This window comes from Streptomyces daghestanicus (assembly GCF_020521275.1).
Lineage (GTDB): Bacteria > Actinomycetota > Actinomycetes > Streptomycetales > Streptomycetaceae > Streptomyces > Streptomyces griseoviridis.
Genome location: NZ_BNDX01000013.1, coordinates 145962 through 170635, shown reverse-complemented (window position 1 = coordinate 170635; position 24674 = coordinate 145962). Strand labels below are relative to the sequence as shown.

Sequence of the window (24674 nt, the reverse complement as noted above, 5' to 3'; positions counted from 1 at the left end):
ACGAGCCGCATCACGGGAAGCAACACCTTGATTCTCTGCTAGCCCTTACTGGCCCTGACAGAAGCGGTTGATCATGTGACTGTCGGGCTGCCTGCTCGTTGGTGTGGTCGTGGGGAAGCGACAGTCTCGGCCGTGGATCGTGTCGGATGAACTGTGGTCGCTGATCGAGCCGTTGCTTCCGGTGCCGGGGCCCGAAGCTGGTCGCGGGCTGGCCGCGGGTGCCTGACCGGCAGGCCCTGTGCGGGATCCTGTTCGTGCTGCACACCGGCATCCAGTGGGAGTACCTGCCGCAGGAGCTGGGTTTCGGATCGGGCATGACCTGCTGGCGGCGCCTGGCGGCATGGAACGAAGCCGGCGTGTGGGACAAGCTGCACCTGGTGCTGCTGAAGAAGCTTCGGTCGGCGGACAGACTCGACTGGTCCCGGGCGGTGATCGACTCCTCCCACGTCCGGGCCGCTCGGCGGGGCCCAAAAGCGGGCCCAGCCCGGTCGACCGCGCACGTCCGGGCAGCAAGCACCACGTCCTCACCGACGCCCAGGGCATTCCGCTCGCGGTGTCCCTGACCGGCGGCAACCGCAACGACATCACCCAGCTGCTGCCGCTCCTGGACAAGGTCCCCGCCGTTGCCGGTCGTGTCGGCTGCCCACGCCGGCGGCCGGACGCAGTGCTGGCCGACCGCGGCTACGACCACGACAAGTACCGGCGCCTGCTCTGGCAGCGAGGCATCCGCCCAGTGATCGCCGAACGCGGCCAACCGCACGGCTCCGGCCTGGGCATCTTCCGCTGGGTCGTCGAACGCACCATCGCCTGGCTGCACGGCTTCCGCCGACTACGCATCCGCTGGGAACGACGCGACGACATCCACGAAGCCTTCCTCGGCCTCGCCACCTGCCTGATCACCCACCGACACGTCCAACGCCTTTGTTAGGACCTTTAAGCGCCACCAAGACCACCTGGGACGATACGACCACGGTCACCGTGGTCGACGTCACCGGTCGGGTGACGAGCCTGAACATCTCCTACGACGCGGGGGGCGACGGCGGTTGCAGCATGAGCGACACCCGACCGTGGGACGGCACCAAGACGCTCGGCCGTGGTGGCGCGGCGGCCGGCACGGTCACCTACAGCACCCCCCTGGCCGCCGGAGGGCTGGCCAACGTCACGTCCAAACACCACATGTACGTGGTCGCCTCCGGCGCGATCCCGACACAGCCCAACGTCAACTGGGACAATCCCTGGAGAATTCGTTGCGACAGTCAGGTCGGAGCCAACCCCGGCTGCGTCGTGCCCGACATCCGGGCGAACTTCGAGTTCTCGCTGGCAGAGTTCGGCGGAGCCGCAGCCACGTACGGGTGGGCGCAGAACGCGCTGCGCGGTGGTGCACCCCTGAGCCGGGACTCGAGCGAAACCACGGCCAGCACGCGACGCGAGTACACCTGCGGCAGCAAGAGCAGTGATCCCTTCGTCTACATGGATGACGTGGTGCCCAACGACTCCTGTGATGAGTTCCCGTTCGCCACCTCCTATGAGGGTGGCACCAACGGCGCGTCGTGCGCCGACATCGTTCCGCTGCTGGAGAACGGTCAGTGGATGATCTACGAAGCCCGGACCGACAAGCCGGTGACGGGCACGGAACCCCGCGTCCGCGGCCACGTCAGCAACGGTAACGCCGGCCTGGCTCTGGGACGGTATGTGCAACGGGACGGGTTCTCGACACCGAGAAGTACAACGTTTACGTGACCAACTGAGACCCCGCACCAGGCGGGGGGTCCCGGCCCTAACCGGGCCGCGGTCCCCCGCCACGTAAGAGGAACAAGGAGAAGATGTGGCAGACGGTCATAAATGGGAGTGGTTCACCGATCCAGGCCTTCCCATCTGGTGCATCACCCTCACCGAGTACCTGACCCCCGACGCGGTGCTGCGACGCTACGGAGCCGACCCGGGCACGGCACGGATGCTGGGCCACGATGAGGCGAGCGACCTTTACGACCGTGCTCTGCGCGGCGGGACAGTGGTGCGCGTCGGCACGGCCGGCGCCTGGGCTTTCGGCTACGAGGACATCGGGCAGGCCGGCTCGCGATCGGGACCCCTGGCCGCGCTCTCACGCGGCACCCAGACGCTGTCTGTCCTGCGCGGCGGGGACGGAACCAACCGCCTGGCCCATTGGCGCGACGGCCAGTGCCGCGAAGCCTTCGAACTCGGCACTGCCGGCAGGAAGCCGCAAGGAAACCATTACTTCTGGGATCTTGTCCATGCTGCCGGTCAGACCACACCGCGGGCCACCGGGCTCCTGCTCGCCTTGCGGGCCATCACCCACCACACCGGAGTCGTGCTGAGCAAGAAAACTCTCCGGGGCCCCCTGCTCACCGCGCACCTTGCTGAAGAAGACCGGGCACCCGACCCTGCACCGCGGCACAGCCCCGTTCCGAACATCGACACGTCGGCGCTGGGACGTGCACTGGGCGCTGTCAGGCCGTCTCCCCCCTCGGACCGGCACAGGCATTGAGCTTGCCGCCTGTCGGGCATGACCATGACCGACCTCAAGTGCTACATCCTGCTCGTCGAGCAGGGTCCAAGTACTGTCCCGGAACGCCGTCGCCTTACGAGCTGGTGCGTGATTGCGGTTGAAGAGGGATCGCGCGAGGGTGGGATGATCCAGTCCGTGGTGATCATGGTCGACCGGGACATCCTCGCGCATCAGCTGTTCACCGGTGTCTCCCGGCAGCATCTTGCTTGCTTGGCCGAGGAGTTGGCCGACCCGGGGCAGGCCATGGTCGAGGGTCGTCGTCACGATGCTCGCGGCGGGGCCAGGAAACGTGAGGCGGGGGCCGGTGCCCGGCATCGGCTGGTGTTCGTCGACCGGCTGGTCGTCACGCTGATCCACCTGCGGCACGATCTCCCGCACTCGGTCCTGGCCCTGTTGTCCGGTGTCGACCGTTCCACCGTCACCCGCGCGATCGGAGAGATACGCGGGCTCCTGGCCGAACGCGGATGCGCGGTCCCGGACCGTCCTGGCCTGCGGCTTCGGACCCTGGCGGACGTGTTCGCCTACGCCCAGGCCGAGGGCATCGAGCTGCGGCTGGATGCCACCGAGATCCAGGTCCGATCCGAGCGTACGCTTTCGCACCGGGTGCCGAACAACGAGGACGAGCTGCTGCAACTGCTCGGTGACGTCCTGGATCTGGCCGACGGCGCCCCGTCACGTGGGCGGTCGACCTCAACTCGGGCGGTGCCGCGCTCTGGATCGCGCTGCTGGTCAACCACGGACAGCGGCTCTTCTACATCCCCGGCCGGACCGTGCACCACGCCTCGGGCTCCTACCGCGGCGACGGCAAGAGCGATGCCAAGGACGCCTTCGTCATCGCCGACCAGGCCCGCATGCGCCGCGACCTCCAGCCGCTCCAGGAGACCAGCGAAATCGCGGTTGACCTCAAGATCCTGACCGGCCGCCGCATGGACCTGGCCGCCGACCGCCCCCGTGCGATCAACCGGCTTCGGGGCAGATCCTGGAGTACTTCCCCGCACTGGAACGAGCCTTCGACTACAGCACCTCCAAGACCGCCCTCATCCTGCTGACCGGATACCAGATCCCAGCCGCCCTGCGCCGGATCGGCCGGGCCCGGCTGACCACCTGGCTCAAGAACCACGGCGTGCGCGCCCTGAACGTCGCCAAGAGCGCCGCAGACGCCGCAGTCACCGCCGCCGAGGCCCAGTTCACCGTCGTCCCTGGCGGGAAGACCGCCGCGAAGATGGTCCACACCCTGGCCAGGGAGGTGATGGCCCTCGACGATGAGATCGTCCAGACCAACGCCCTCATCGAGGGCCGGTTTCGCGAGCATCCCGACGCCGAAGTGATCACCAGCATGCCCGGCATCGGAGACATGCTCGGGGCGGAGTTCATCGCCGCGACCGGCGGTGACATGACCGCCTTCGGCAGCCCCGACCGACTCGCCAGCGTCGCCGGACTCGCCCCTGTCCCCCGCGATTCGGGCGAGGTCAGGACGGCCTGCTTGTGAGACTTTCCTTCGGCGCGTTTGCGCTGGTAGAAGGTTTTGGACTGTGGGCAGTACACGGTTGCTGTCTGGGCGGAAAGGTAGAACATCCGCAGGAGGCGCCGACTGTAGCGCCGGGGCCTGCGCAGGTTACCGCTGCGCTGGCGACCACCGGACCTTCGAGGCGGTCACGTCCCAAACCGCTGCCGCAACGGCATGACGTAGTCACAAAGCGTCACCACCCTGGCTTGACAACGTCATTGGGAATCCTCCTGTTAGGACAGCGAGTCCTGCATCGCACCTGCGGTTACGTTGCTTACGGTGTCGGCCGCGATACCGCATCCTGCCGTGGTCAGCGGTGTGAGGTAGAGCATCCCTGCGGCCGTCGCCATGGCAGCGGTCCCAGCGGTGCAGAGGCCTCCGAAAACGGCTCCGGCGGCGATACCGACTGCCTGCGAGAACAGCGCCTTGAAGTCGTTGCGGTTCTGCCATATCTCTGCGACGTCCTCCCACACGGTGGAACGCGCCGCAATGCGGCGATGCATAACATCCTCCGCACCCCGCACCGCCCCTACGGACGGTGACGGCGCATCGTGTGCAGGAAGGGAGAGTTCTCTTCTCCCGCACCGTGCACTAGAAGACTCATGAAGATCTTGGGTTCTGGCCCTGCCGCGTCAGCGGCAGGGCCAGACTCGTCATGTGGCGATGGGTGACTGGGTTGGCGAGACCGTCGGGCCGGATGTGTGGGAGACCTGCCGGGAACTGATTCCGGCGGGGAGCGTGTTCGCGTTCCTGGCCGAGCATCGTGGCCAGCTGTTTCCGGCTGAGATGTTCGCGGACATGTATCCGTCGGCGAACGGGCGGCCCAGCATGCCGCCGCAGATTCTGGCCGCCGCGACCACCTTGCAGGCCCTGCACGGATTGTCGGACTTCGAGACGGTCCAGGAACTGCGGTGCGACCTGCGGTGGAAAGCCGGATGCGGACTGGGCCTTCACGACATGGCGTTCGACCCGTCGCTGCTGGCCTACTTCCGCCGCCGGCTGGCCCGTTCCGCCCGCCCGAACCGGATCTTCGAGGCCGTGCGCGAGGTGGTGAAGGCCACCGGCGTACTCAAGGGCAGGCACCGCCGGGCTCTGGACTCCACCGTGCTGGACGACGCGGTCGCCACCCAGGACACCGTCACCCAGATCATCGCTGCCGTCCGCGCGGTGCTCCGCGAAGTTCCCGGGGCTGTCGAAGCAGCAGCGGTGCAGTGCACTGCCCACGACTACAGCGACCCGGGCAAGCCCCGCATCGCCTGGAACGACGAGCAGGCCCGCGGCGAGCTGGTCGACGCGCTGGTCACAGATGCGCTGCGGCTGCTGGGCCACCTGCCCGACCGGCAACTCGGCGAGAAGGCCGCCAACGCGGTGGGCATCCTGGCCCTGGTCGCCGGGCAGGACGTCGAGCCCGCCGAGGACTCCGACGGCCGTGACGGCCGCTGGCGCATCACCCGGGGCACCGCCCCTGGCCGCACCGTGTCCACCGTCGATCCCGAAGCCCGCCACGTGCACAAGACCCGCACTCACCAGCAGGACGGCTTCAAGGCCCACCTGGCCGTCGAGCCCGAGACCGGGTTGTACACCGCCGTCGCCTTGCGGCCCGGCTCCGGTCCTGAGCACCACGAGGCCGCCATCGGCCTGGATCTGCTCGCCGACGAGGACACCCCGGTGGACGCCTTCGGTGACACCGCCTACTCCACCGGCGACGCGCGCCAAGCCCTGCAGCAGGCCGGACACCGGCTGTTCCTCAAGCCCGCCCCGCTGCGGCCCGCCGTCCCCGGCGGCTTCACCCTCGACGACTTCACCATCGACACCACAGCCGCCATCGTGACCTGCCCGGCCGGACACACCGTGGCCCTGTCCAACCCGGGCGGACAGCACCGTCAACGCAAGGCCTCCTTCGGCAACCTATGCACCGGATGCCCCCTGCGCGAGCGTTGCACCAAAGCCAGGGCCGGACGCATCCTGACCATCCGCCCGCACCACGACCTTCAAGCGGCCGCCCGCCATCAGGCCGCCACCGATCCCGGCTGGCAGGCCGACTACCGCCGCTGGCGGCCCCCCGTCGAACGCGCCGTCGCCTGGCTCGTCCACCACGGCAACCGGCGCCTGCGCTTCCGCGGCACCATCAAGAACGACACCTGGCTCCACACCCGAGCCGCCGCACTCAACCTCCGCCGACTGATCAACCTCGGACTCACCCACACCAGTGGCACCTGGCACATCGCACCAGCCGGTACATGACCGGAGGGTTGTCCGGCCTGACGGCCGGACAACCCTCACCAAGATCTTCATCAGCCTTCTAGGTGAGCGTCATGTCCGTTGCGGTGGCAATTGCGTCTGCCGCTGAGTGGACGGACGAGCCGGACCGCTGCCGTAGGGCGGGAGTCCCCGACGATAGCGTCCAGCAGGAGAAATGGCGGATCGCGCTGGGCCTGCTCGACACGCTCCGCAGGTCGGGATCCGAACCGTACGCAGCTCCATCGAATCTATCTGCGCCGAATCACGTAGTAGATGCAGATGACGGCAAGCGCAACAACGAATGCCGCAACGACTATTTCTGCTGGTGCGTCAAGCGAAGAGACGATCACTCCCGATTCCGTCAGCATTCAACGCCCATTCGTTCGGTTTTTATGGGATACCCAGACGGAGGCGGCGAAGAGTAGAATGCCGAAGATCGCAGGAACTGCACCTGCCGCAACCTTCCCCTGAAACGCCGCCGCGAAGCCCAGAATTAGAAGCAGTATCGCTGCGACCACCGCGATCACTAGTAAGATTCTGGTCATTTTCACCTCTGACTTGATAGCTATTTGAAATACGGTGGGGCGGGGGGCTTCTGTAGCCCCCCGGCCCCAATCTCAGAGTGCTGCTTCAGTTCCTGCGGCAGCCCCGGCCGCGAGCCCGGCAGACAGGACCGTGCAACCAGTAATACCTGCTCCGATAGACGCGCCGAGCGTCGGCACAGCACCTGCAGCAGCCGCGGCGCCGCAGACTGCCTCGGTCCCGATTCCTACGAGGATTCCGACCTTCGCGGCAAAGGCACCCTCGCTGTCGCCACTCATGATCTTTTGGGTGAGGGAGGCCCAGTCAAGAGCTCCTGACACGTCAGGGAAGCTGAAGAGACCGGTCGGGTCGCTGTTGTTGATGGGGTCGCCGCCCGCGTAGAGATAGGGGTTGGCTTCTTTGCCGGAAGGGTCGGGCTGGGTGAAGCGTCCGAGGCTGGGGTCGTAATAGCGGTGGCCCATTTTGTAGAGCCCGGTCGGGTCGGCGTAGGCGCCGGCGTAGCGGTAGGGCTGGGGGACGGCCTCGGTGGGGGTGGTCCGCGGAAGGCCGGTGGGACCGTAGGCGTAGGTGTGGGTGCGCTTGCCGGTGGCGTCGGCGAGGCCGACGACGTTGCCGGTGGCGTCGGTGAGGTAGTAGTAGGACTTCCCCCCAGTTGTCATGGAGTTCAGCGTGCCCGCCGGTTCGCGGATGAATCCGGTGTCGACGCCATTGCTGGTAGTGGAGGCGAGGCCGAGGGCTGTGTGGTGGAACCAGGTGGAGCCGAGCTTGGTGCGTTCGGTGTTGGTGGTGCCGGCGTGGACCAGGTCGTACGTCGTGCCGTTCGCGGTGATGCCGGCGAGCTGGCTGTAGTCGGTCCAGGTCTCGCCGGTCCGGGGCGTGCTGCTCGCGGCGGCGGTTTCGTTGCCGAGTTTGTCGTAGGACCAGCCGGTGGTGGTGCCGTTCTTGCCGGTCAGTTCGGAGGCGTCGTCGTAGGTGTACGTCGTGCCGCCGGGGCAGGTGTTCTTGCTGCTGTCCTGGCTGGTGAGGTTGCCGGCCTTGTCCCAGCAGTACAGCCACGATGCTTTGCGCGCGCCGGCGGAGTCGGCTTCCAGGGCGTAGGAGAGCCGGTCCTGGGAGTCGTAGTCGTAGGTGGTGGTGTTCCTGGTGAGGTTGTCGGTGCGGGTGCGGATTTTGGTGGTGTCCTTGCCCGCGGTGTTCTTGTAGCTGTAGGAGAGGTCGAGGAACGTCTGGCTGCCGGACGTGGTCCTGATTTTCTCCGGGCGGCCGTTGTTGTCGATTGTCACGGCCTGGGTGGTGCCGCCGGGGTAGACGGTTCTGGTGCGTTTGTCGTTGTTGTTGTACTCGTAGTCGGTCTGTTTGCCGTCCGGCGCGGTGAGGTGGTCGAGGCGGCCGGCTTTGTCCCAGGTGTAGTCGGTGGTGCCGGTCGGGTCGGTGTAGTAATCGAGGTCGCCGCCCGGGGTGTAGGCCAGGACGGTCTGGGCGCCGTTCTGCAGGGTGCGGCGTTCCTCGCGGTTGAGCTTGTCGTACTCCCAGGTGGTGGTGCCCGAGGCGTCGGTGCGGGTCGTGATGTTGCCGTCGCCGTCGTAGGAGTAGGTGACGGTGGAGTTGGTGGAGGAGACCTCGCGGACGCGGTCACGGTTGTCGTAGACGTAGACGGTGGTGATGCCCCGGCCGTCCTTGGCCGTCTCCACGCGGCCGAGCGCGTCGTAGGTGTACGTGGTCTCGCCCAGCGGGGCCGGCGGCTTCACCTTCCACAGGTTGCCCTTGGTGTCGTAGGTGAACGACGTGACCTTGCCGTTGCCGTCCTTGGCCGTGCAGCGCTGGCCCTGGAATCCGCCGCACTTCGGGTCGGCCTCGTTGTAGGTGTACTCGCGGGTGCCGCCCGCGGTGCCCGAGGTGGTCACCGACATCGTGTTGCCGTTGGCGTCGTAACGGAAGGAGTCCTTGCGGCCGTCGGCGGTGGTGAAGTCGTTGGGCAGGTCGGTGCCCGCGATCGTCTGGTACGCCGTCACCGACGCCGTCGCGCCCATCGGGAGTTTCTGGGAGAGGGCGTTGTTGCGGCCGTCCCAGCCGTAGGTGGTGGTGTTGCCGCCGGTGCCGTCCGCGCCGGTGCCCATGGCGTCGATCGCCGTCTGGGTGAGGTGGTTCTTGTAGGTGGCGTTGCGGGAGTGATCCAGCGGGTCGGTGACGCGGGTGACCTCGCCGTCGGCGTTGTGAAGGTATTTCGTGGTGTCGCCGTCCGGGTCCGTGACCGTGGTGGTGCCCGCGTCCGCCGGGGTGGCTGCTGTGTAGTCGTACGTCCAGGTCGGGCCGGTGTGGCCGTCGGACGTGGACTTCGTGGCTCGCTGCATGGACGTGACGCGGTTGTGGCCGTCGTAGGTGAAGAGCGTGACGGTGCCTTCGGGGGTGGTCACCTTCGTCACGCGGCGTGAGGAGTCGTACGTGTAGACGGTGGCTTTGCCGTCGGTGTCGGTGACCGTGGTCAGGTTGCCCGCCGGGTCGAGGTCGAGGACGGCGGTGCGGCCGGTGTGGTCCTTGGCTTGCCACTGGTTCGGGTAGGTCTTGACCAGGTCGATCCACCGGCCCGAGCGGGTCTCGGTCAGTTTGAAGCCCTTGTGTTCGGCGCCCTCGTCGTGCTGGTCGACGGTGATCGTGCCCTTGTTCTTGTCGGTGACCTTGGTGAGGGTGCCGTGCTCGTCGTAGGTGTCCTTGGTTCCGGACTTGCGGTCGGTGAGGGTGTAGGTGCCGTCCGCGTGCTTCGTCAGGTCCTTCGAGTAGCCCGTCGGCGTCGTGTAGCCGCCGTCGGCCCCGGCGGTGAAGCGCAGCAGGTCGCCGGTGGCGTCGAAGACGTCCACCTCGCCGTCGTTGACCTGCAGGTAGCGTTCGTACGCCTGCCACCAGCGCTGTGAGACCTTTCCCCACGGGGCTTCCAGGGAGTTGTAGGTGCGGGTCAGCTGCATTTTCTGGCCGACGCCTGCGATGTCGAAATCGGTGGCGGCGAGCATCAGGTTGCCGTCGGAGATGTTCACCCGGGCTACCAGGGCGTCGTCGAGGCGGGTGTCGATGATCTGGTGCCATGGCACCTGGCCCTGGCCCTCGGGCAGGTAATCGGTAGCGGCTGCGGCTGCCGACCGGCTTCCGGAGGATGTCCTGGCGGGTTGCTCGCCGGTGATGCGGGCCTGCTCCGCGGCCCGCCAGGCGGCGACCTCGGGCGACGGCTCGGCCTCGGGCTGCGAGGCCGGTGCCCTGGTCGTCCCGGCCGGCGTGGCGGGAACCTCTGCCTTGGTCGGCTTCGTCCACGGACTCTCAGGGGCGGGCAGTTCGGGCTGCGGTTCGGCGGCGAGGCCGGGAGCGGCCGCGATCACCAAGGCGGCGGTGGTGACCACCGATACGAGGGCGGTTCTGGGTGTTCTCCGGGCACGCCGAAACGGCGCGCTTGTGGCACGCGGGTGCATCAGCTTCCCCCCACAGGAAGTCAGCGTGGTGACCCCATCGGTCACCAACGGCACACAAGTTGTCACAGGAGGCACACAAAGCGGCGCGGCGTCCCCCAGAACACAGTGTTCATGCGGGCCGGAATCAGCCCCGCCGGTTCACGGGGAGGAAAGGTGCACCATGGCCTTGATCACCCATGCTGGATGGTGCAATCGACACTTCGCCTACCAGTTGCATGGGACATCTTGTCCGGAAGTCTTCGACCTGCACGTACGCGTCAAGTCCGCGACCAGAGGGCGCTCCCGAGCCGCGCACAAGCCAGCGCGCCGGGCTCAACGGAGTTCACCGTGTCCGTTCATCCTCGGCGGTGGCACCGCGCGGTGGGTCACTGTTCGGCCGGCCGCCGGGGTACTGCCGGGTGCGGGAGCGGCGCCGGGCGGGCACCGGCTTCGGCTACGGGAACAGCGCCGCACGCAGTCGGGCTGCGTGCGGCGAACTGCTCCTGGAGCTCGTGCTGCTCCGGTGACGGGCGCTGCAAGGTCGGGCACCCATGAGGCCTTCGTACTCGAAGGGCAGGTCTCCGCATCCTCCCGCTTCCCGGTGATCTCGGGGGTAAGCGACCGGTGGTATCCCGGCTCTGGCCCGGCGACGGCGCCGCCCGTCCCGCCTGACGGGCCCACGCGGCCCGTCACGGCTCAAGCCCAGGGCCCTGGCCTTGGCCGGGCTGCCGGCGCTGCTGTTCGTGCTCCTGGCGGCGCCGGCCGACCGGACCGGCCGGGTCGGTGGCCGGGGCCGGCTGTTCCTTCTCGACGGCGCGGCGGCGGGCGTCGGCTGCGCGGGTGCGAGCTGCAAGCCGTTCCCGGTTCTCGGAAGTGCGCATCCACGTCGCTGGGTCGATCGTGCTGCCCTGCAGGTACTCCTCCGGCATCGCCGCCTGCTGATGGGCGACGTCGTCGTACGCCCGGCCCCGCACGTCGGTGGCGGTGCGCACGCAGCTGTTCGCGCACCACCGCGTCGGCCAGGACAGAACCCGCCGGTGGGATTGACGACGTCGGCGAGCACCTGCGGCGCGCCGGTGGTGGGCACGCATTTGCTGATCGGTGGCGGGAGCAGGCGGAGGGACACGACGCCGTGGTCAAAACTGATGTCTGGGCAGGGTGAGGCCGGGGCGGATCAAGTCGGCGAGGTCCCGGTCGACGTCTTCGCAGACCGTCCCCGACATCTCCCGGGGCGCGGTTGCTAACTGGCTGGAGAGCACGCTCGGGTCCAGGTGATGTCTCAAGCGTCGTTCGCAGAGGTGCCGGACAGCTGACCTGTTTCACGATGCGCTCGTCCGAACATCACGAGGCCACCGGCTACTAACGGCGTGCCTATCGCGATGGACATCAGTTTGCGGAGCGGCGCATGCGCTACCGGCAACTGCGGCACCATGGGGAGCAGGCACCCGCGCCGAGCCCGTCCAGGAGCCCTTGCCACACGTCCTCGACCAGGGATCGAGCCTGCGCTCGCGATACGAGAGCGGCCTGCCTGTGACGTCGAGGTCGCGCGTATCTGGTCGGCTCCCTTTCAACCGGCGCAAATGCGTTTGCGATCCTGCGGCATACGCGTTTGGACAACATGAGAGGCGGAACGGCCGGCCTTCACCCCTGTCCCTCTGTGGCTCGCTGCCAGGCCTCGCGGACCATTGCGGGGATGCGGCCGCGGTCCGGGACGTCGTAGCCGTTGGCGCGGGCCCATTCGCGGATGGTGTTGGTGTCGGCTGACCGGCTCGCGGGGGGCGTGAGCGGTGTTGCGTTGTCTCGGCGGGAGGGTGTGAAGGTGATGCCCTGGTGGAGTACGTCTGGGGGGAAGAGGGGGATGTGCAGTTCGCCGCTGAGGACGGCGGTGAGGAGGTCGGTGAGGGTGCCGTCGAAGGTGTACCAGTCGTGGCCGCGTGCTTCGTTGATCGCGATACGCCAGGCATCGGGCTCCGGCTCGGGTTTGGTGATCCAGAAGAGGTAGTTGCCGTTGTCGGTGACTCCTGCGACGAGAAGGTGCCTTGGGTCGTGGGGCACGGGGAAGGTGCTCTGGTCCCGGTCTCGCTGGAGTTGCTCTTGGACGCTTGAGGCCAGGGGTCCGGTGAGGCTGCCGGAGGGGTGGTAGATGTACAGGAAGTTGCAGAAGCTGCCCGGCCCGTAGGCCGCCGCGAGTTTCTTGTAGTCCTGAGGCAGCCGGCGGCCGAGGGTGCTTTCTGCGGCCGTCCAGTCGACCACGGGTGGGTCCGCGGGTGGGGGGCAGAGGCGGGTGAGGTCGTCGAAGCTGCTCACAGGAGTCCTCGTCGGTGTCGCTGTTGCTGCTCGTGGGCGGGATTGTCCAGTAGCTGGTCCAGGGTGAAGCCCTTGGTGCCGTGGGCTTCGAGCTGAATGTACTTCGGGACTGAGTCCGGCAGGTCGTCGCTGTATTCGAGGTAGACGTTGTAGGTGACGACTTCTCCGTTGTGCTGGACGGCGTTGTAGATGTCCTGCTCATGGTCGCGCATGTCGGGGCTGTTGGTGGGGTTCTGGGTGATGGTGAAGAGGTTGTCGAGGGTGTCGCCGGATCCGCCGAGCATCCGGGCCAGCATGTGGCCGCGAGCCTGGTTGTAGTCGCCGCCGAGGAAGCCGGGCGGCTCCAGCGAGCTGCGCGCGTGGGTGCCCTCGTTGAGCATGTCCCTGGTAATGACCGCGTTCATCTCGTAGGGGCGCCCGTGCTCGTCGCGGGTGAAGGTGACCCGCCCGCCCCAGGTCGGATCGGCCGTGCAGCCGGCCAGGCCGAGCGGGTCGGCGAGGATGAAGGGGTTGGGGACGTAGGTGTAGTGGTTGACGGCCGGGGCCAGCCCGAGGGGGTCAGGTGTGGTGTAGCGGCCGAGGTCGGGGTCGTAGTAGCGGTTGAGGTTGTAGTGCAGGCCCGTTTCCGCATCGAAGTACTGGCCGGGGTAGCGCAGCGGCGTGTAGGCGGTGGCATCGCGGTGGGACTGGGTGGCGCCCCAGGCGGTGCTGCGGCTGTGCCAGGCGATGGTGCTGTCGGGGGCGATGAGGTCGGTGGGGGCTCCGGCGAGATCGGTGACGATGGCGAAGAAGCGGCGGTCGGCCTCGCCTTGCGCCTGGGTTTTGGCTTCGCGTTGTGCCAGGGGGTGCAGGCCGGTGTAGTCCCAGACGAGGGTGACTCCGCTGGTGTGCTGCTCGGCGAGTTGTCCGCCATCCCAGCAGTAGGTCGTCACATCCTCGATGCGGCCGTCCCCGCGTAGCCGGTGCTTGGCGGTGCGGCGGCCCAGCGCATCGTAGAAGTAGCGCCAGGACACGTCGCCGGGGGCTTGAACCTGGGTGAGCCGGTCTTCGGCATCCCAGGAGAAGGTCCAGGTTAGGTGCTTGCCGCTGAGCGTGGTGACGCGTTTTTGGGCGAGGCGGCCCTGGGCGTCGTAGGTGTAGCGGGTTCGGCCAGCCTGGGTGATCCGGCTACCGGAGTAGGTGCGTTCGCCAGTGGTGTACTGGCCTGGAGTTCCCGGCGGCAGCGCGGCGTGCCTCTGGTCGCCGGCGGTGTTGTAGGCGTACTGCTCGCTCCAGCCCTCGGCGGTGACGGCGATGATCCGGCTTGCTGCGTCCAGCGTGTAGGTGCGCCGGCCGGTGCGACTGTCCTCGATGGTGTGCGGGGTGCCGTTGGGGGTGTAGGCGAAGGAGCGCTTGAAGAGGGTGTCGTGCGGGCTGGTGAAGGCCTGGCTCACGATGCGCCCGACGGGGTCCCACGTCTGGGTGAACGTGAGCTGGTCGTCGAGGGTGCGGCTGACTTCCCGGCCGAGCACGTCGCGTTCGAAGCGGAAGGTCTGCTCGCCCGCGGCGTAGGCCGCGAGCCCCCGGTGGTCGTAGGTGAGGGTGCTGGTGGCGCCGGACGGGGTGCGCCGGTGGGTGCGCCGGCCCAGCACGTCGTAGGCGCGGGCCAGGGCGCGGCCGTTGACGCTCTCGGTGACGACGCGTCCGGCCGGATCGCGTTCGAGGTGAATCTGGGCGTGAGGGTTGGTGACCTCCACCAAATGACCGGCTGTGTCGTAGGTGAAGGTGGAGGTGGTGCCGTCATCGTGCTGCATGCGCACGATCCGCCCCAGCAGGTCACGCTCGTAGGTCAGGGACTGTCCGGCGGCGTTGGTGCGGCGGGTCAGGCGGCCCAGGGCGTCGTGTTGGTAGGTCAGGGTGCGGCCGTCGAAGTCCGTCTCCGCTGTGAGGCGGCCAGCGGGGTCGTACTGGTAGTGCCATTCGCGCCCCTGGGCGTTCACCACGGTGGCCAGGCGCAGTTCGCTGTCGTAGGTGAACTGGTAGGCGGCTCCGTCGGTGGTGCGGGTGGCGGTGCGCCGGTCGAAGTGGGTGACCGCGTGTGTGGTGGTGTGCCCGGCCCGGTCGGTGTGGGAGAGCAGGTTGCCCTCACCGTCCCAGGTCCACTGCTCGCAGGTGCCGTCGGGCAGTTCCCGCCAAAGGGGCCGGCCCTCGATGGTCCAGATCATGCGCATCGTGCCGCCGAGGGCGTCCGTCACCTCGGTGACCCGGCCGAAACGGTCGCGGGTCAAGCTCACTCGGGCCCCGTCGGGGGCCGTGATCTCCACCGGCAGACCTGCAGCGTCGTTGCGTATCCGGGTGACCTCGCCGGCTGCGTTGCGCACCGCGGTGACGTGACCGTGCTCGTCGACTTCGTAATCAGTACGGGCCCCGTCGACGTCGATGACCGCGGTGCGGTTGCCCCGCTCGTCGTAGACGAAGTGCCGCTGGCGGTCGCCACGTTCGGTGACGGTCACCGGAAGGTCCCGGTCATTGAAAACCGCGGTGGTTCGGACTCCATCGGGTGCGACGAAGCCGACCAGATTGCCCCGCTCGTCGCGCTCGAAGCGCACAGTACGGCCCAGCGCGTCGGTCTGCTCCAGGATCCGGTCCCGCGCATCGAACACGTAGCGGGTGGTATGGCCCAGCGGCTGGGTTTCCGCGACGATCTGCTGCCGGTCGTCCAGCTGGTAGACGGTAGTGGCGCCCATTGAATCGGTATACCGCGTGATCCGGTTCGCGCTGTCGTAGGCGAATGTGGACGAGAGTATTCCAGAGGGCCCCAGCGTCTTCACGACCCGGCCGGCTGCGTCGTATACGTAGTGGTAGGTGGATTCGTTGCGGTCCGTCCACGACGTGATGCGGCCCTGCATGTCGTAGGTGAAGCGCAACGGTGTGCCGGAGGAGTTGATGACGTCGGTGAGATCGCCCTGGTCGTCGTAGCCGAACTCGACAACAGGCGGGACGGGTTCGCTGTCATCCCGGCCGCGCAGAGCGAACGCGGTAACGCGGCCACGGTCGCCGGTGACGCTGATGTCGTAACCACCCTTGTGGGTGATGTCATGGGGGCGTCCGGTCTCGTCACGGTGGATGTCGATCTGGTTGCCGTGGCGGTCCTCTATCGTGGTCAGCCACAGCTGCCAACCCTTGCCGCCCGGCTTGGAGAAGTAGCGCGTCCAGCCACTGCGCGGGTCGGTCGCCGCGAACTCCAGGTCCTGGGCGCCCATCTCGGACACACGGCGCAGCGGGATCCGCGGACCCTCCAGCGGCATCACCTCAGGTGTCTGAGGAGTGGGCAGTTGCTCGTAGACAAGGACGGTTCCGTCCTCACGCGCCCACATCGCCTGGTTGCGGATGTCGACCTCGACGCGTTCGTCCAGCGTCGAGGCCCACGAGCGGCCGAACCACACTCCGAAGGTGTAGTCGGACAGGTGCGTGCGCTTGAGGGTCAGCGGCAGCACCCCGGGAAGGTCCAGATCGGTTTGCTGCAGCAGCATCTGGCCGCTGGCCACGTCGACCGGGTCAGTGCGGCAGACCCGCTTGTCCAGCTCCACACCATGGTGGCGCGCGTCGTCACGGGCGCTGTTCAGCGGATCTGGGCCCTTGCCACCCCGCCCGCCGCTGTTGCGGGCGCCGGACACCTTGGGAGTGCCCGACTCACCCTTGGTGAGCGCCTTGAGCCGGTCGGAGATGTCGCCGTCGTTCTGGCGGTGGGTGCGCGAGGCCGCGCGCAGCCCGCCGGGCACGTCCTCCGTGAGGTGCTTGCCGACCTTCTTCAGCGCCTTCTCCGCACCGTTGAGCGCGCCGTGCAGCACGGAGTCGAACGCCTGGGTGAACGGATCACGGCCCCTGGTGCGGCCGAAGGCACCCTTGGCCCGGCCCAGCGAACCGAGCGAGTCGGTACTCATGGCCTCACCGTGGCGGGACAGCTTGCCCGCACCGTTCTCGTACTCCTCATGGTCGATGAAGACCCGGCCACCACCCGAACCCCCGGTCCCTGAAGGGCCGCCTGCAGAGGCAAGGGTCATACCGGTGTGGCTGGTACCGTGACCGCCTTCCCCTGCACCGCCGCCAGCGGCGGGCGGGAGCTTGATGAGGTTGTCGGTGAGGTCCAGGACGGTATCCTCGACCATCTGCTCCAGCCGGCCGGTGATCGGCTCGGTGACCCGGGCCAGGAGCTCGTCGACGATCTGATCGGCCGCCTCGTCGATGATCCGCTTGATCAGCTGCCGCATCGCGGCCGTCTCCGCCGCCCCGATGATCGCGGACAGGCCGCCGGTGACGACCGCGAGCCCCAGGCTGATGCCCATCGAGGCCGCCATCACCCCGAGTTCGATCTCGGCCTTGGTCTTCATCCCGTAGATGATGTCCGCGACCACATCACAGGCGTCCGAGAACAGCCGGGCGATATCGGGCACCTTCTCCAGATGCCCGGACTTCACCAGGTCCCAGTGCTCCTGCAGGGCATCGACCGCAGCACCCTCGCTGGAGGCCAGGATGCGGCTGACCGTCGCGTGCGCCTGTGCACCGTGGCCCTCGAACTGCTCGGCGAACTCCCGCATGGCATGAGCCATTTCGCGGTAGTCGTCCTCGTCGACGTTCGGCCAGTTGATCCCGATGAAGTCCAGGATCTCGTCCATCCAGCCAGGCAGGACGTAGCCCATCCCCCGTGCCCCCTCACCACTCAGGCCACTTCACGCGCACCACAGCGATGCCCGCCCCCAGCCACCCTAACCGGAGGCACCGCCAGCAAAGTCGTGCCTGCGGTACGCGATGCTCGGCGGTGGACTGGCAGCAGCACCGCAGTCGTGACTGCGCAGGCCAGATCTTCGGGTCCTCTTCGGCCACCGGTCAGACCTGTTAGGTGCAGTAGGGCCAAAGGAACTCTCCCTGGTCTTCCTCGTCCGAGTCTTCCGGTGGGCGGACGGGCTCGAACCGCGCTTCGGACTCCGCGGCGATCCGACCGACGGGGACGAGGGGGTCTCCCAGTTCTACGGCCAGCACGGCGCGTACGAAGGCGGCAGGCGTGACCGTGCCGTTGCGCAGCTCGAAGCAGCGCAGCGCCCCGTCCGAGAACGCGGGACTGCGACGGCACGCGGCGTGGACGCAGTAGCCCTCGACGGCCAGGGCGAGCCGCCGGAACGCGGCGTCCTTCTCTGGGGTGCACTGCGCAGGACAGCCGAGGTGATCCAGCGTGATCCGCAGGTAGGTAGCGTTCTCCTCGGCCTTCCGGATGGTCAGTCTGCCGCCACCCGGCGTGACGTAGCGTCCGGCCTGCACCGGAGCGTACGGGTGGATCAACGGCAGCTTCACCTCCAAGGCGCCGCAGGACGGTGCGCCCGTCGTACTCGACGTACGGGCCGGCGGAGCCGCGGTCCTCGCTGCGCTCCTCGTCTCCCCCGCGCGATCGGCGGCCTCGTGGTTCTGGTCGTCGTCCTGGTGGTCGTCGGCGGGCCATCGGCCGAGCGGTCCGGCCGGGCCGGCGCCGGTGGCGCCGAGCTGGGGGTGCCGCCCTTGAGCCGGTGGTGGTTTCGGATCACGGGCGTCCTCCTGCGGTCGACGGGCGGTACGGGCCATGGTGGCCTCCCGCAGCCCGCCGTACGGCGGGTTCCGGCCTGACGCTGCCTGGATAGGGGAAGGCCCCGTTCGCGGAAGCGGTCGGGGCCGGGTTGGACCTGTTGAACTCGACACCATGGCGAGGGTCATGGTTCAAGCCGTGCGCGCGGACCGGTCTGGCGGCGGCCCGCGATCGCAAAGCACACGTTATGCGCATGCGAGGGAGCGCCCGAGCGGTCATCCGCCCGGAAGCACCGGTGCACCTCTCGCATCAGCTCGTCACCCTCCAAGACAGTCCGCCCGTCCGGGGCCACGACCGAGACAGGCGGACAGTCGCCGGCGTTCCAGCTCTCGGCGAGGAACCCGACTGCCTCGTCCTGCGTGTCGAACTCCTGCTCCTGCTGGGAGTGATAGCGCCAGTAGCGCGCGGTGTACTGCGGTTCCTCGTCCGCCTGCGTGCTCATGACGCCCCCTGATCGGTGGATAGCTCGGTAGTAGGGAGATTATCTGGAGCCAGCGGGATCGTTGCCCGGCCGAGGGTCAGTTGTAGCGGGGGTCGACGTACTTCATGGCTCCCTTGGCAATGGCGCAGGGCCAGGGCGCGCCGTCGCATCCGGTGCACGTCGGGTCGGTGCGGTTGCTCGGGGCGTGTTCGGCGAGTTCCTTCCCGGCGATGGCCCGGACGGTCCGCTCGTCGGAGGTCATGCGGCGGTAGGTCTCGTGGGAGAGCCTCACCGCACGGTCGTACTAGGCGAGTTGCTCGGCAAGGTCCGGATTCATGGGAAGTGAGCTTATCCCTCATCAGCGGCCCGCCTTCCGCGTTCGACGCCTCGGGCACGGGCGGAACGGTAGGCTCGCGCGCAGAGTTGGCCGTCCGACCATGGCGGGCGGTGCAACAGGAGGCTGAGGATGGTCGTGCCTGTCCTCACGCTTACGGGCCGTCCCGGCTGCACGAGTCGGGACGGCCCACTTCTGTCCGGATCTGCTGTGCGGGCGTCTGACGGCCTGTAAGCAGTGCAGACGTCCGCTCATACCGGCGGCTTCGAGTTAGGGCGTTCTGGCGGCTGTTCTGCGGGCCAGCTTCTGGACCGATTCCTTGGAATCCTTGGGTTGTCAAGCTTACCCAAGGACTGTAAGCTGAGGGCACATCAGAAGAAGAAAGGGGAGACCATGTCGAAGAAGACCATCACGATCAGCCTCAAAGTCGAAGACGGCGTCAGCTGCGAGCAGATCAGGGCGGACATCGAGAACGACATCGAGACCGAGGCTCCGTACGACGCCACCGTCACGATGGTCACGGAGGACAAGTGAGCGACACCGCCCAGCCCACTGGCCGCTGCTACTGCGGCTGCGGCAAAGAGATCGGCTACGGCCGGTACTTCGCCGCCGGCCACGACAAGACCGCCGAAGCCGCCTTCCTCGCCATCCACCACGACGCCTCCGTCGCCCAGATGCTCCACGCCCACGGCTACGGCCCCGACGACGACAAGTCCGTCACCAAGGCCGCCGTCGACAAGGGACTCTGGCTGGAGTGCCCGCGCGGCTGCGGCTACCGGGGCGCACGGGAGTCCATCAACAACCACGTCAACCGCTACCACCGCGAGAAGTGAGGAACCCGATCATGAGCACCGTCGTTGCCGTTGCCGAAGGCCAGTTGTACCGCGACCGCGCCCCCGACATGATCGACCGCGACCGACGCCTCCGCGTCACCCACATCACCGACACCCACGCCGAACTCGTCGTCGAACACGACCACGGCGGGCAGGCGGGTCGGAAGACCCGCGCAGCCCTGTCCCGACTCCGGAGCGCCGCGTTCGAGCTGCTGGAGGACCCGGCCGACACGGACCCGCTGTACCTCCAGCTCCTGTCGGCGATGTCGCGGGTTCACGGGCCGGGTACGACTCCTGCCGACTACGCCCGCGCGGCCCTGACCACGCTCCGCGCCAACGCGAAGTGAGGACACCTTCGCCAGCACCAGCGACGCCCCGGCCAGGATCAGTGGCCGGGGCGTCGTCATGCACGGTAGCGCACGCAGGTCACTCCGCGGATCGCGATGGCTTCCGCATCCGCCGCTCTACCTCATTCCCATAGTCCGCCATCAGGTCAGCCATCGTGCTGGACTTCACCTGCGGCGGGAACGCAGCGTGCACATCGAGCGTCCCGTTATCGATCAGGTTGAGTGCTCGCACGTCCGCGCGCGCGTAGGCGTCCGCGCCGTCCCGTCGCACCAGGAGAACCATTTCCCGCGCGTCACAGGACCCGTTGTCGCAGTACAGCTCGATACGCCCCGTATCGCGACTGCGGTCTGACTCGGACCGCTTCACGGTCTGACCGCCGCAGAACATGCACTGCACCGGGTTCGGTTCGTTGGCCCAGGTGGTCTCGGGCTGATGACGGCGCAGCCACGGCGTGGCCCCCGCCTCCCACGTGTTCGACATGCCCGCAGCCTAGTCGCGGGCAGGAATCTCCGTGCTGCCAGGACCGGGAGGCGGTCGGCCCGCGCTGCCCCTGATACCGGGACCCGCGCACCGCGCTCCCGTACGGATACTCCGCCGGTGACGACAGCGCGAACATCGCGAGCTGCCCGACCTTCATCCCCGGCCACAACTTGATCGGCAACGGCGCCAGACACGACAGCTCCAGCGTGACGTGCCTCTCGAACCCCGGATCGATGAACCCCGCCGTCGAATGCGTGATCAACCCCAAGCGACCCAGCGACGACTTCCCCTCCAACCGGGCGGCCAGCGTGTCCGGCGCCTCCCCGGCCGGAATCTCCACCAGCCTGGTCAGCTCATCCTGCTCCCGCGACGGGTCGATGCAGGCGAGCCGGTGGTTCTCGAACACCCGAAACGGGCGGTCTGGCGGACGTCGATGTTGGCGGGCTGCACCATCGCCTCGTCGTACGGCACCAGGCCGAGGCGCTGCTCGGCTATTGCCACCTGGAGGTCTCTGTCGGAAAGAAGCACGACTCGAGGCTAGGGCGCCGGCCCCTCCCGGCGTTCCCTTCGCCCGACCGGGCGGCCTCGACGTCCCGCTGGCACAGCACGCACGGGGTGCTCGCACCGTGCTCGTACCGGTGACACGGGTGACGGCAGCGGGCGCACGGTCCGACCTGTGACGGGCGCTCTCCGGGGCTGGCTGGCCGGGCGGCGGCCGTCCCCAAACGCGACACCGCGCGTGTAGTACCGCCACGCATTGCGTCTCTGCACCTTCGCGACCCTGATCATCCCGACAGCGGAAACCAGCTCTGGCCTGAGGAAAAGGCCGGTGCCGTAAGCCGGGAGGGTTCACCGGACCTTCACGGCGGGTCCCGCCGGGCGGGCATCCGCGGCGACGTAGTGCCCGCCCGGCGGGCATCTCCCGGGCCATGCAAGTACTGCGCGGCAACCAGCCCCACGCGCCTCACAGGCACCGGAAACGCCATGTAACAGCATCCAATGGTCTTTAGTGCACCTTCGCGTACCACTCCCCCGGGACAACAGCCGAGGACGCCCCGCCCCCGCGACGTCACCGACTCCCTTTGCCCCCGCGAGAGACATCTACCGCCGCCGGTGCCCCCGGGGGCTTCGTGGTTCCTGGAGGACCGACGTGCCGACCTACGAGACCCTGCCCCGTTTCAGCAGCGACCTGAACCGTCTCACCCCGGAACAGCGCCGCCGCTTCCGTCAGACTGTGACGGCCTTCGTCGAGGACCTGCGTACCGGGACCTTCCGCGCCGGCCTCCGCGTCAAGCGGGTCCGGCTCGCCCCCGGCATCTACGAACTCACCTGGTCTGCGGGCACCGGCCCCGTCGGGCGCGCTACATGGGAGTACGGTCCTGAACGCCGCCCCGGTACCCCGCACGTCATCTGGCGGCGCATCGGCAGCCATGACATCCTCGCCGGGCCCTGATCCCTCGACCGGTCATGAGGATCCGGTACTTGGCGTCGCTCCTCCATCGTGACGAGCTGTCCTCTGCCGCCCGCCACCACATCTCGACCAGGCAGACGCTGCACCCCTCAGTCAGCGGGAACGGTCTGGCTGTCCCTGTGCTTGATGAGCAGGTCCAGCATTCTGTTGAACTCGGCAGGCGGCATCTTGTGGATCAGGTGCTGTGCCGCGTACGCACCGTTGTCATACGGGAAGCGCTTCGGCTGCTGCCCTCCTGCGACGGCTGCCGTTTCAGCGGCAACGGCCTGTACCGGGACAGTGGGGGCCTCCTCCCCCGGCCTCCTGGCAGGGGACCCGTCCTTCGTGGTCTTCGGCCCTGCTGGCGGTTGCGCTGCGGAGACTGTCTCCGCGTGCGGTGTGAGCGGCGAAGCCACTGTGTTCTCGTGCGGTGCGTCCTCGTCGGGGGCCGGAGTGATTACGCCGTAATCACTCGCCGGAGGCTCTTCCGCCTCTGCTGGCACCGGTGGTGCGGGGGTTGTGACGTTGTCCACGGAGCCCAGTGATTTGCGGTCTTTGCGCGCTCTTTCTGCTTTCAGTTCCTCGAGGACTGCTTCCTGCTGGTCAGCTGGCCTGTTGCCCACGGCGCGCAGCAGGTCGATGGGTTCCGTTCCGATGCGTGCCTGCAGTTCCGGGGTGAGGTTGAGGAGGGCGAGTCGCTGCGACACCCAGCCTTGGGAGCGGTGCAGGCGCCTGGCGAGAGCGCGTTGGCTTCCGTGGATGGCCAGCAGCCGGTGGAGGGCGCGGGCTTCGTCGATCTCTTCGAGGTCTTGGCGGTGGATGTTGGCGACGAGGGCGGATTCGAGGAGTTCCTCCGACGAGGCGCCCTGGTCGTTGCTGACCATCACCTTGATCGTGGTGAGGGCGGCCTCGCGTGCGGCGGCGAGCCGGCTGTTGCCGTCGATGACGACGTAGGTGGTGTCCGGTTCGAGGGCGGCTTCGTGTTCCGGGTTGACCTTGAGGTAGGCGTCGCGGTCCATGACCGTGATCGCTTGTTTCTGGCCGTGTGTTTTCAGGCTGCCCGCGAGGTCGGTGAGGTCTCCGAGGCTGGAGCGGGGGTTGTCGGGGTTGAGGCTGATGCGGGCGACGGGGAGTTCTGCCGGTGGGGCGACGCCGTCGGTGGGCACGCCTGTTGCGGCGGCGACGGCTTGGCGGCGCGCGCTGACGGGGCGCACTCCCCCGCCGAACCGGCCGGCACCGAGCTGATCGGCCTTGCTCACAGCACCTCCCTGGCCAGGGCGCGCATTCCGACGGCCTGCTGGGATTTGGGGGCGTAGGACAGCAGGGGTTTCTTCACGCGGACTGCTTCCTTCTGTTCCTTGAGGTCGCCGATGAGCCCGACGACCCGCGGGTCCTTTATGTCGACCCATCCCTGGAGTGAGGAGGTGGCGATGTAGCCGCGGCGGGAGTCGTAGAGGTTGACCACGATGCCGAGGTAGTCGATGTCGACTTGGAGGTCGCCGCGGAGGTCGTCGATCTGTGTGGTGAGCAGCTCGTAGGCGTCGGCGGAGCTGTCCTCGGCCTGGACCACGATGAGGGCACCGGACTGTCCAGGGTTTTCCCCGTCGCGTCGGCGGCCGTAGTAGACGGCGGCGTCCATGCTGAGACCGAGGCTGGGCGGGCAGTCGACGATGATTACGTCGTAATCGCCTTCGAGCGGGGTGAGGGCGCGTTCCAGTGCGGCTTCCCGGGCGCGTACCGCGGAGAGGCGTACGTCGAGGAGGAAGGCGTCGTTGCAGGCGGGGAGCAGGTGCAGCCGGCCGCCGAAGGTGTCATCGTCGATGGGGACGATGAGGTCGTTCAGGTCGCCCTTCGGTTCGCCTGCCATGTGGTTGGTGAGGCTGTCACCGTTCATCGGCAGGGGAGCGGCGCCGAGCTGGTTGGTGAGGTGGCACTGTGGGTCGAAGTCCACAAGCAGCACCCGCAGTCCGGGGCCGGGGAGGTTCTCGATGTCGAGCGGGTCGGTGTCGGGCTCGGTTGCATCGCTGTGGACCTCGCTCGCGCGCAGGGCCTTGGTGAGGGCCTTGGCCACGCGCACCGGGTGCAGCGTGTTGGGGTCTTCTGCCAGGGCTTCCCCCAGTCCGGCGGTGATGGCGGTCTTGCCGACGCCGCCTTTCTGGTTGCAGACGATGATCCGGCGGGTGATGGCGGGGCGTTCGATGTCCGGTTCCGGGTGGGTGTCGAGCCAGAGCTGCACGGATTGCGCGAGTCCCTGGATCAGTGAGACGCGCCGGTCGGCAGCGGACTGCCTGAACTCTTCCCACTGTCCGGGGGGCAGGAAGGTGGCGAAGGAGTCGGCGCCGGCGGTGTCGACGGGGGCCGTGGCCGAGGCCAGTTCGCACCAGTCGCTGATGCCCTGTTCAACGGCGCTCTGCATTTCGATGCCGTATTGAGCGGCTCTGATTTTCACCTGCTGCCGGAGCCGTGCCGGCAGTTTGGAGACGACCTTCTCCCGGTCGTTGGAGGTGGTTGGCGAACTCATGAGAGACACCATACTAACGTCCGTGATCCACTTCTCACTTGACACGTTAGTTTCGACCACCTCTTGTGGCCGTTTTCACCCGACATGGTCCGGCGGGTGATTACGGCGTAATCACCCGCCGGACGCCTCCAGTCG

21 protein-coding genes and 3 pseudogenes are annotated in these 24674 nt (G+C 67.8%); 12 read left to right on the top strand and 12 right to left on the bottom strand.

Going from position 1 to position 24674, the window contains the following annotated elements:
• The first annotated feature begins 109 nt into the window (after positions 1 to 109).
• The 6 genes and pseudogenes from Sdagh_RS25155 (at position 110) to Sdagh_RS37225 (ending at position 4016) form a co-directional block, all read left to right on the top strand.
• Positions 110 to 928 (top strand): annotated as a pseudogene (locus Sdagh_RS25155) (IS5 family transposase).
• 50 nt (positions 929 to 978) lie between these two features.
• Positions 979 to 1740: a NucA/NucB deoxyribonuclease domain-containing protein gene (locus tag Sdagh_RS25150; protein WP_190078361.1), complete on the top strand. Its 762-nt coding sequence runs from the start codon at positions 979 to 981 to the stop codon at positions 1738 to 1740.
• Between the two features lie 85 nt (positions 1741 to 1825).
• Positions 1826 to 2506, top strand: a complete 681-nt coding sequence (locus Sdagh_RS25145) for a DUF6461 domain-containing protein (RefSeq protein ID WP_190078360.1) — start codon at positions 1826 to 1828, stop codon at positions 2504 to 2506.
• Positions 2507 to 2524: 18 nt separating this feature from the next.
• Positions 2525 to 2983: pseudogene (locus Sdagh_RS25140) on the top strand (helix-turn-helix domain-containing protein); the annotation flags it as partial.
• A gap of 260 nt (positions 2984 to 3243) precedes the next feature.
• Positions 3244 to 3576 (top strand): IS110 family transposase, encoded by a 333-nt coding sequence (locus Sdagh_RS37230; protein ID WP_226535769.1) that lies wholly within the window; start codon positions 3244 to 3246, stop codon positions 3574 to 3576.
• 74 nt (positions 3577 to 3650) lie between these two features.
• A complete protein-coding gene (locus Sdagh_RS37225) occupies positions 3651 to 4016 on the top strand; it encodes a transposase (protein ID WP_190078359.1) in 366 nt (121 codons plus the stop codon).
• A gap of 251 nt (positions 4017 to 4267) precedes the next feature.
• Here Sdagh_RS37225 and Sdagh_RS25120 read toward each other — a convergent pair whose 3' ends face one another.
• Positions 4268 to 4537 carry a hypothetical protein gene (locus tag Sdagh_RS25120; RefSeq protein WP_190078358.1) on the bottom strand — a complete coding sequence of 90 codons (270 nt, stop codon included), beginning with the start codon at positions 4535 to 4537 and terminating at the stop codon, positions 4268 to 4270.
• A 160-nt stretch (positions 4538 to 4697) separates the two neighbouring features.
• Between Sdagh_RS25120 and Sdagh_RS25115 the strand changes: the two genes are divergently transcribed.
• Both Sdagh_RS25115 and Sdagh_RS25110 read left to right on the top strand, forming a co-directional pair.
• Positions 4698 to 6278: an IS1182 family transposase gene (locus Sdagh_RS25115; protein ID WP_190078357.1), complete on the top strand. Its 1581-nt coding sequence runs from the start codon at positions 4698 to 4700 to the stop codon at positions 6276 to 6278.
• 71 nt (positions 6279 to 6349) lie between these two features.
• On the top strand, positions 6350 to 6700 hold the full coding sequence (locus Sdagh_RS25110; protein ID WP_226535713.1) for a transposase: 351 nt from the start codon (positions 6350 to 6352) through the stop codon (positions 6698 to 6700).
• A 192-nt stretch (positions 6701 to 6892) separates the two neighbouring features.
• On the opposite strand, the gene Sdagh_RS25105 is transcribed toward Sdagh_RS25110, so the two are convergent.
• The 7 genes from Sdagh_RS25105 to Sdagh_RS25075 form a co-directional block, all read right to left on the bottom strand.
• Entirely contained in the window at positions 6893 to 10273 is a 3381-nt protein-coding gene (locus Sdagh_RS25105; RefSeq protein WP_226535711.1) for an RHS repeat-associated core domain-containing protein, read from the bottom strand.
• A gap of 668 nt (positions 10274 to 10941) precedes the next feature.
• A complete protein-coding gene (locus Sdagh_RS25100) occupies positions 10942 to 11244 on the bottom strand; it encodes a hypothetical protein (RefSeq protein ID WP_226535709.1) in 303 nt (100 codons plus the stop codon).
• A 649-nt stretch (positions 11245 to 11893) separates the two neighbouring features.
• Positions 11894 to 12559, bottom strand: a complete 666-nt coding sequence (locus Sdagh_RS25095) for an Lsr2 family DNA-binding protein (RefSeq protein WP_190078356.1) — start codon at positions 12557 to 12559, stop codon at positions 11894 to 11896.
• On the bottom strand, positions 12556 to 17214 hold the full coding sequence (locus Sdagh_RS25090) for an RHS repeat-associated core domain-containing protein (protein ID WP_226535707.1): 4659 nt from the start codon (positions 17212 to 17214) through the stop codon (positions 12556 to 12558). The genes Sdagh_RS25095 and Sdagh_RS25090 overlap by 4 nt, the downstream gene beginning before the upstream one ends.
• Positions 17215 to 17434: 220 nt before the next feature.
• Positions 17435 to 18151, bottom strand: coding sequence for a DUF6420 family protein (locus Sdagh_RS25085; protein WP_190078354.1), 717 nt, complete (start codon positions 18149 to 18151; stop codon positions 17435 to 17437).
• Positions 18152 to 18276: 125 nt separating this feature from the next.
• Positions 18277 to 18594 (bottom strand): hypothetical protein, encoded by a 318-nt coding sequence (locus Sdagh_RS25080; protein WP_190078353.1) that lies wholly within the window; start codon positions 18592 to 18594, stop codon positions 18277 to 18279.
• Between the two features lie 76 nt (positions 18595 to 18670).
• Positions 18671 to 18865 carry a hypothetical protein gene (locus Sdagh_RS25075; protein ID WP_190078352.1) on the bottom strand — a complete coding sequence of 65 codons (195 nt, stop codon included), beginning with the start codon at positions 18863 to 18865 and terminating at the stop codon, positions 18671 to 18673.
• Positions 18866 to 19300: 435 nt separating this feature from the next.
• Here Sdagh_RS25075 and Sdagh_RS25070 point away from each other — a divergent pair, with 435 nt between their 5' ends.
• Genes Sdagh_RS25070 through Sdagh_RS25060 form a run of 3 tightly spaced genes read left to right on the top strand, consistent with a single transcriptional unit; the run spans position 19301 to position 20087 of the window.
• A complete protein-coding gene (locus Sdagh_RS25070) occupies positions 19301 to 19441 on the top strand; it encodes a hypothetical protein (protein ID WP_190078351.1) in 141 nt (46 codons plus the stop codon).
• Positions 19438 to 19740 (top strand): hypothetical protein, encoded by a 303-nt coding sequence (locus Sdagh_RS25065; RefSeq protein ID WP_190078367.1) that lies wholly within the window; start codon positions 19438 to 19440, stop codon positions 19738 to 19740. Before Sdagh_RS25070 ends, Sdagh_RS25065 begins: the two co-directional genes overlap by 4 nt.
• 11 nt (positions 19741 to 19751) lie before the next feature.
• Positions 19752 to 20087, top strand: coding sequence for a DUF6354 family protein (locus tag Sdagh_RS25060; protein ID WP_190078350.1), 336 nt, complete (start codon positions 19752 to 19754; stop codon positions 20085 to 20087).
• Between the two features lie 79 nt (positions 20088 to 20166).
• On the opposite strand, the gene Sdagh_RS25055 is transcribed toward Sdagh_RS25060, so the two are convergent.
• Positions 20167 to 20568 carry a hypothetical protein gene (locus Sdagh_RS25055; RefSeq protein WP_226535705.1) on the bottom strand — a complete coding sequence of 134 codons (402 nt, stop codon included), beginning with the start codon at positions 20566 to 20568 and terminating at the stop codon, positions 20167 to 20169.
• Positions 20569 to 20599: 31 nt separating this feature from the next.
• Positions 20600 to 21096, bottom strand: a pseudogene (gene dcd, locus Sdagh_RS25050) (dCTP deaminase); the annotation flags it as partial.
• A gap of 622 nt (positions 21097 to 21718) precedes the next feature.
• Here dcd and Sdagh_RS25045 point away from each other — a divergent pair.
• Positions 21719 to 22021 carry a hypothetical protein gene (locus Sdagh_RS25045; protein ID WP_190078349.1) on the top strand — a complete coding sequence of 101 codons (303 nt, stop codon included), beginning with the start codon at positions 21719 to 21721 and terminating at the stop codon, positions 22019 to 22021.
• A 107-nt stretch (positions 22022 to 22128) separates the two neighbouring features.
• On the opposite strand, the gene Sdagh_RS25040 is transcribed toward Sdagh_RS25045, so the two are convergent.
• Both Sdagh_RS25040 and Sdagh_RS25035 read right to left on the bottom strand, forming a co-directional pair.
• On the bottom strand, positions 22129 to 23277 hold the full coding sequence (locus tag Sdagh_RS25040; RefSeq protein ID WP_190078348.1) for a ParB/RepB/Spo0J family partition protein: 1149 nt from the start codon (positions 23275 to 23277) through the stop codon (positions 22129 to 22131).
• Complete coding sequence (locus Sdagh_RS25035; protein ID WP_226535703.1) at positions 23274 to 24539, bottom strand: ParA family protein; 1266 nt, start codon at positions 24537 to 24539, stop codon at positions 23274 to 23276. The genes Sdagh_RS25040 and Sdagh_RS25035 overlap by 4 nt, the downstream gene beginning before the upstream one ends.
• Between the last annotated feature and the right edge of the window lie 135 nt (positions 24540 to 24674).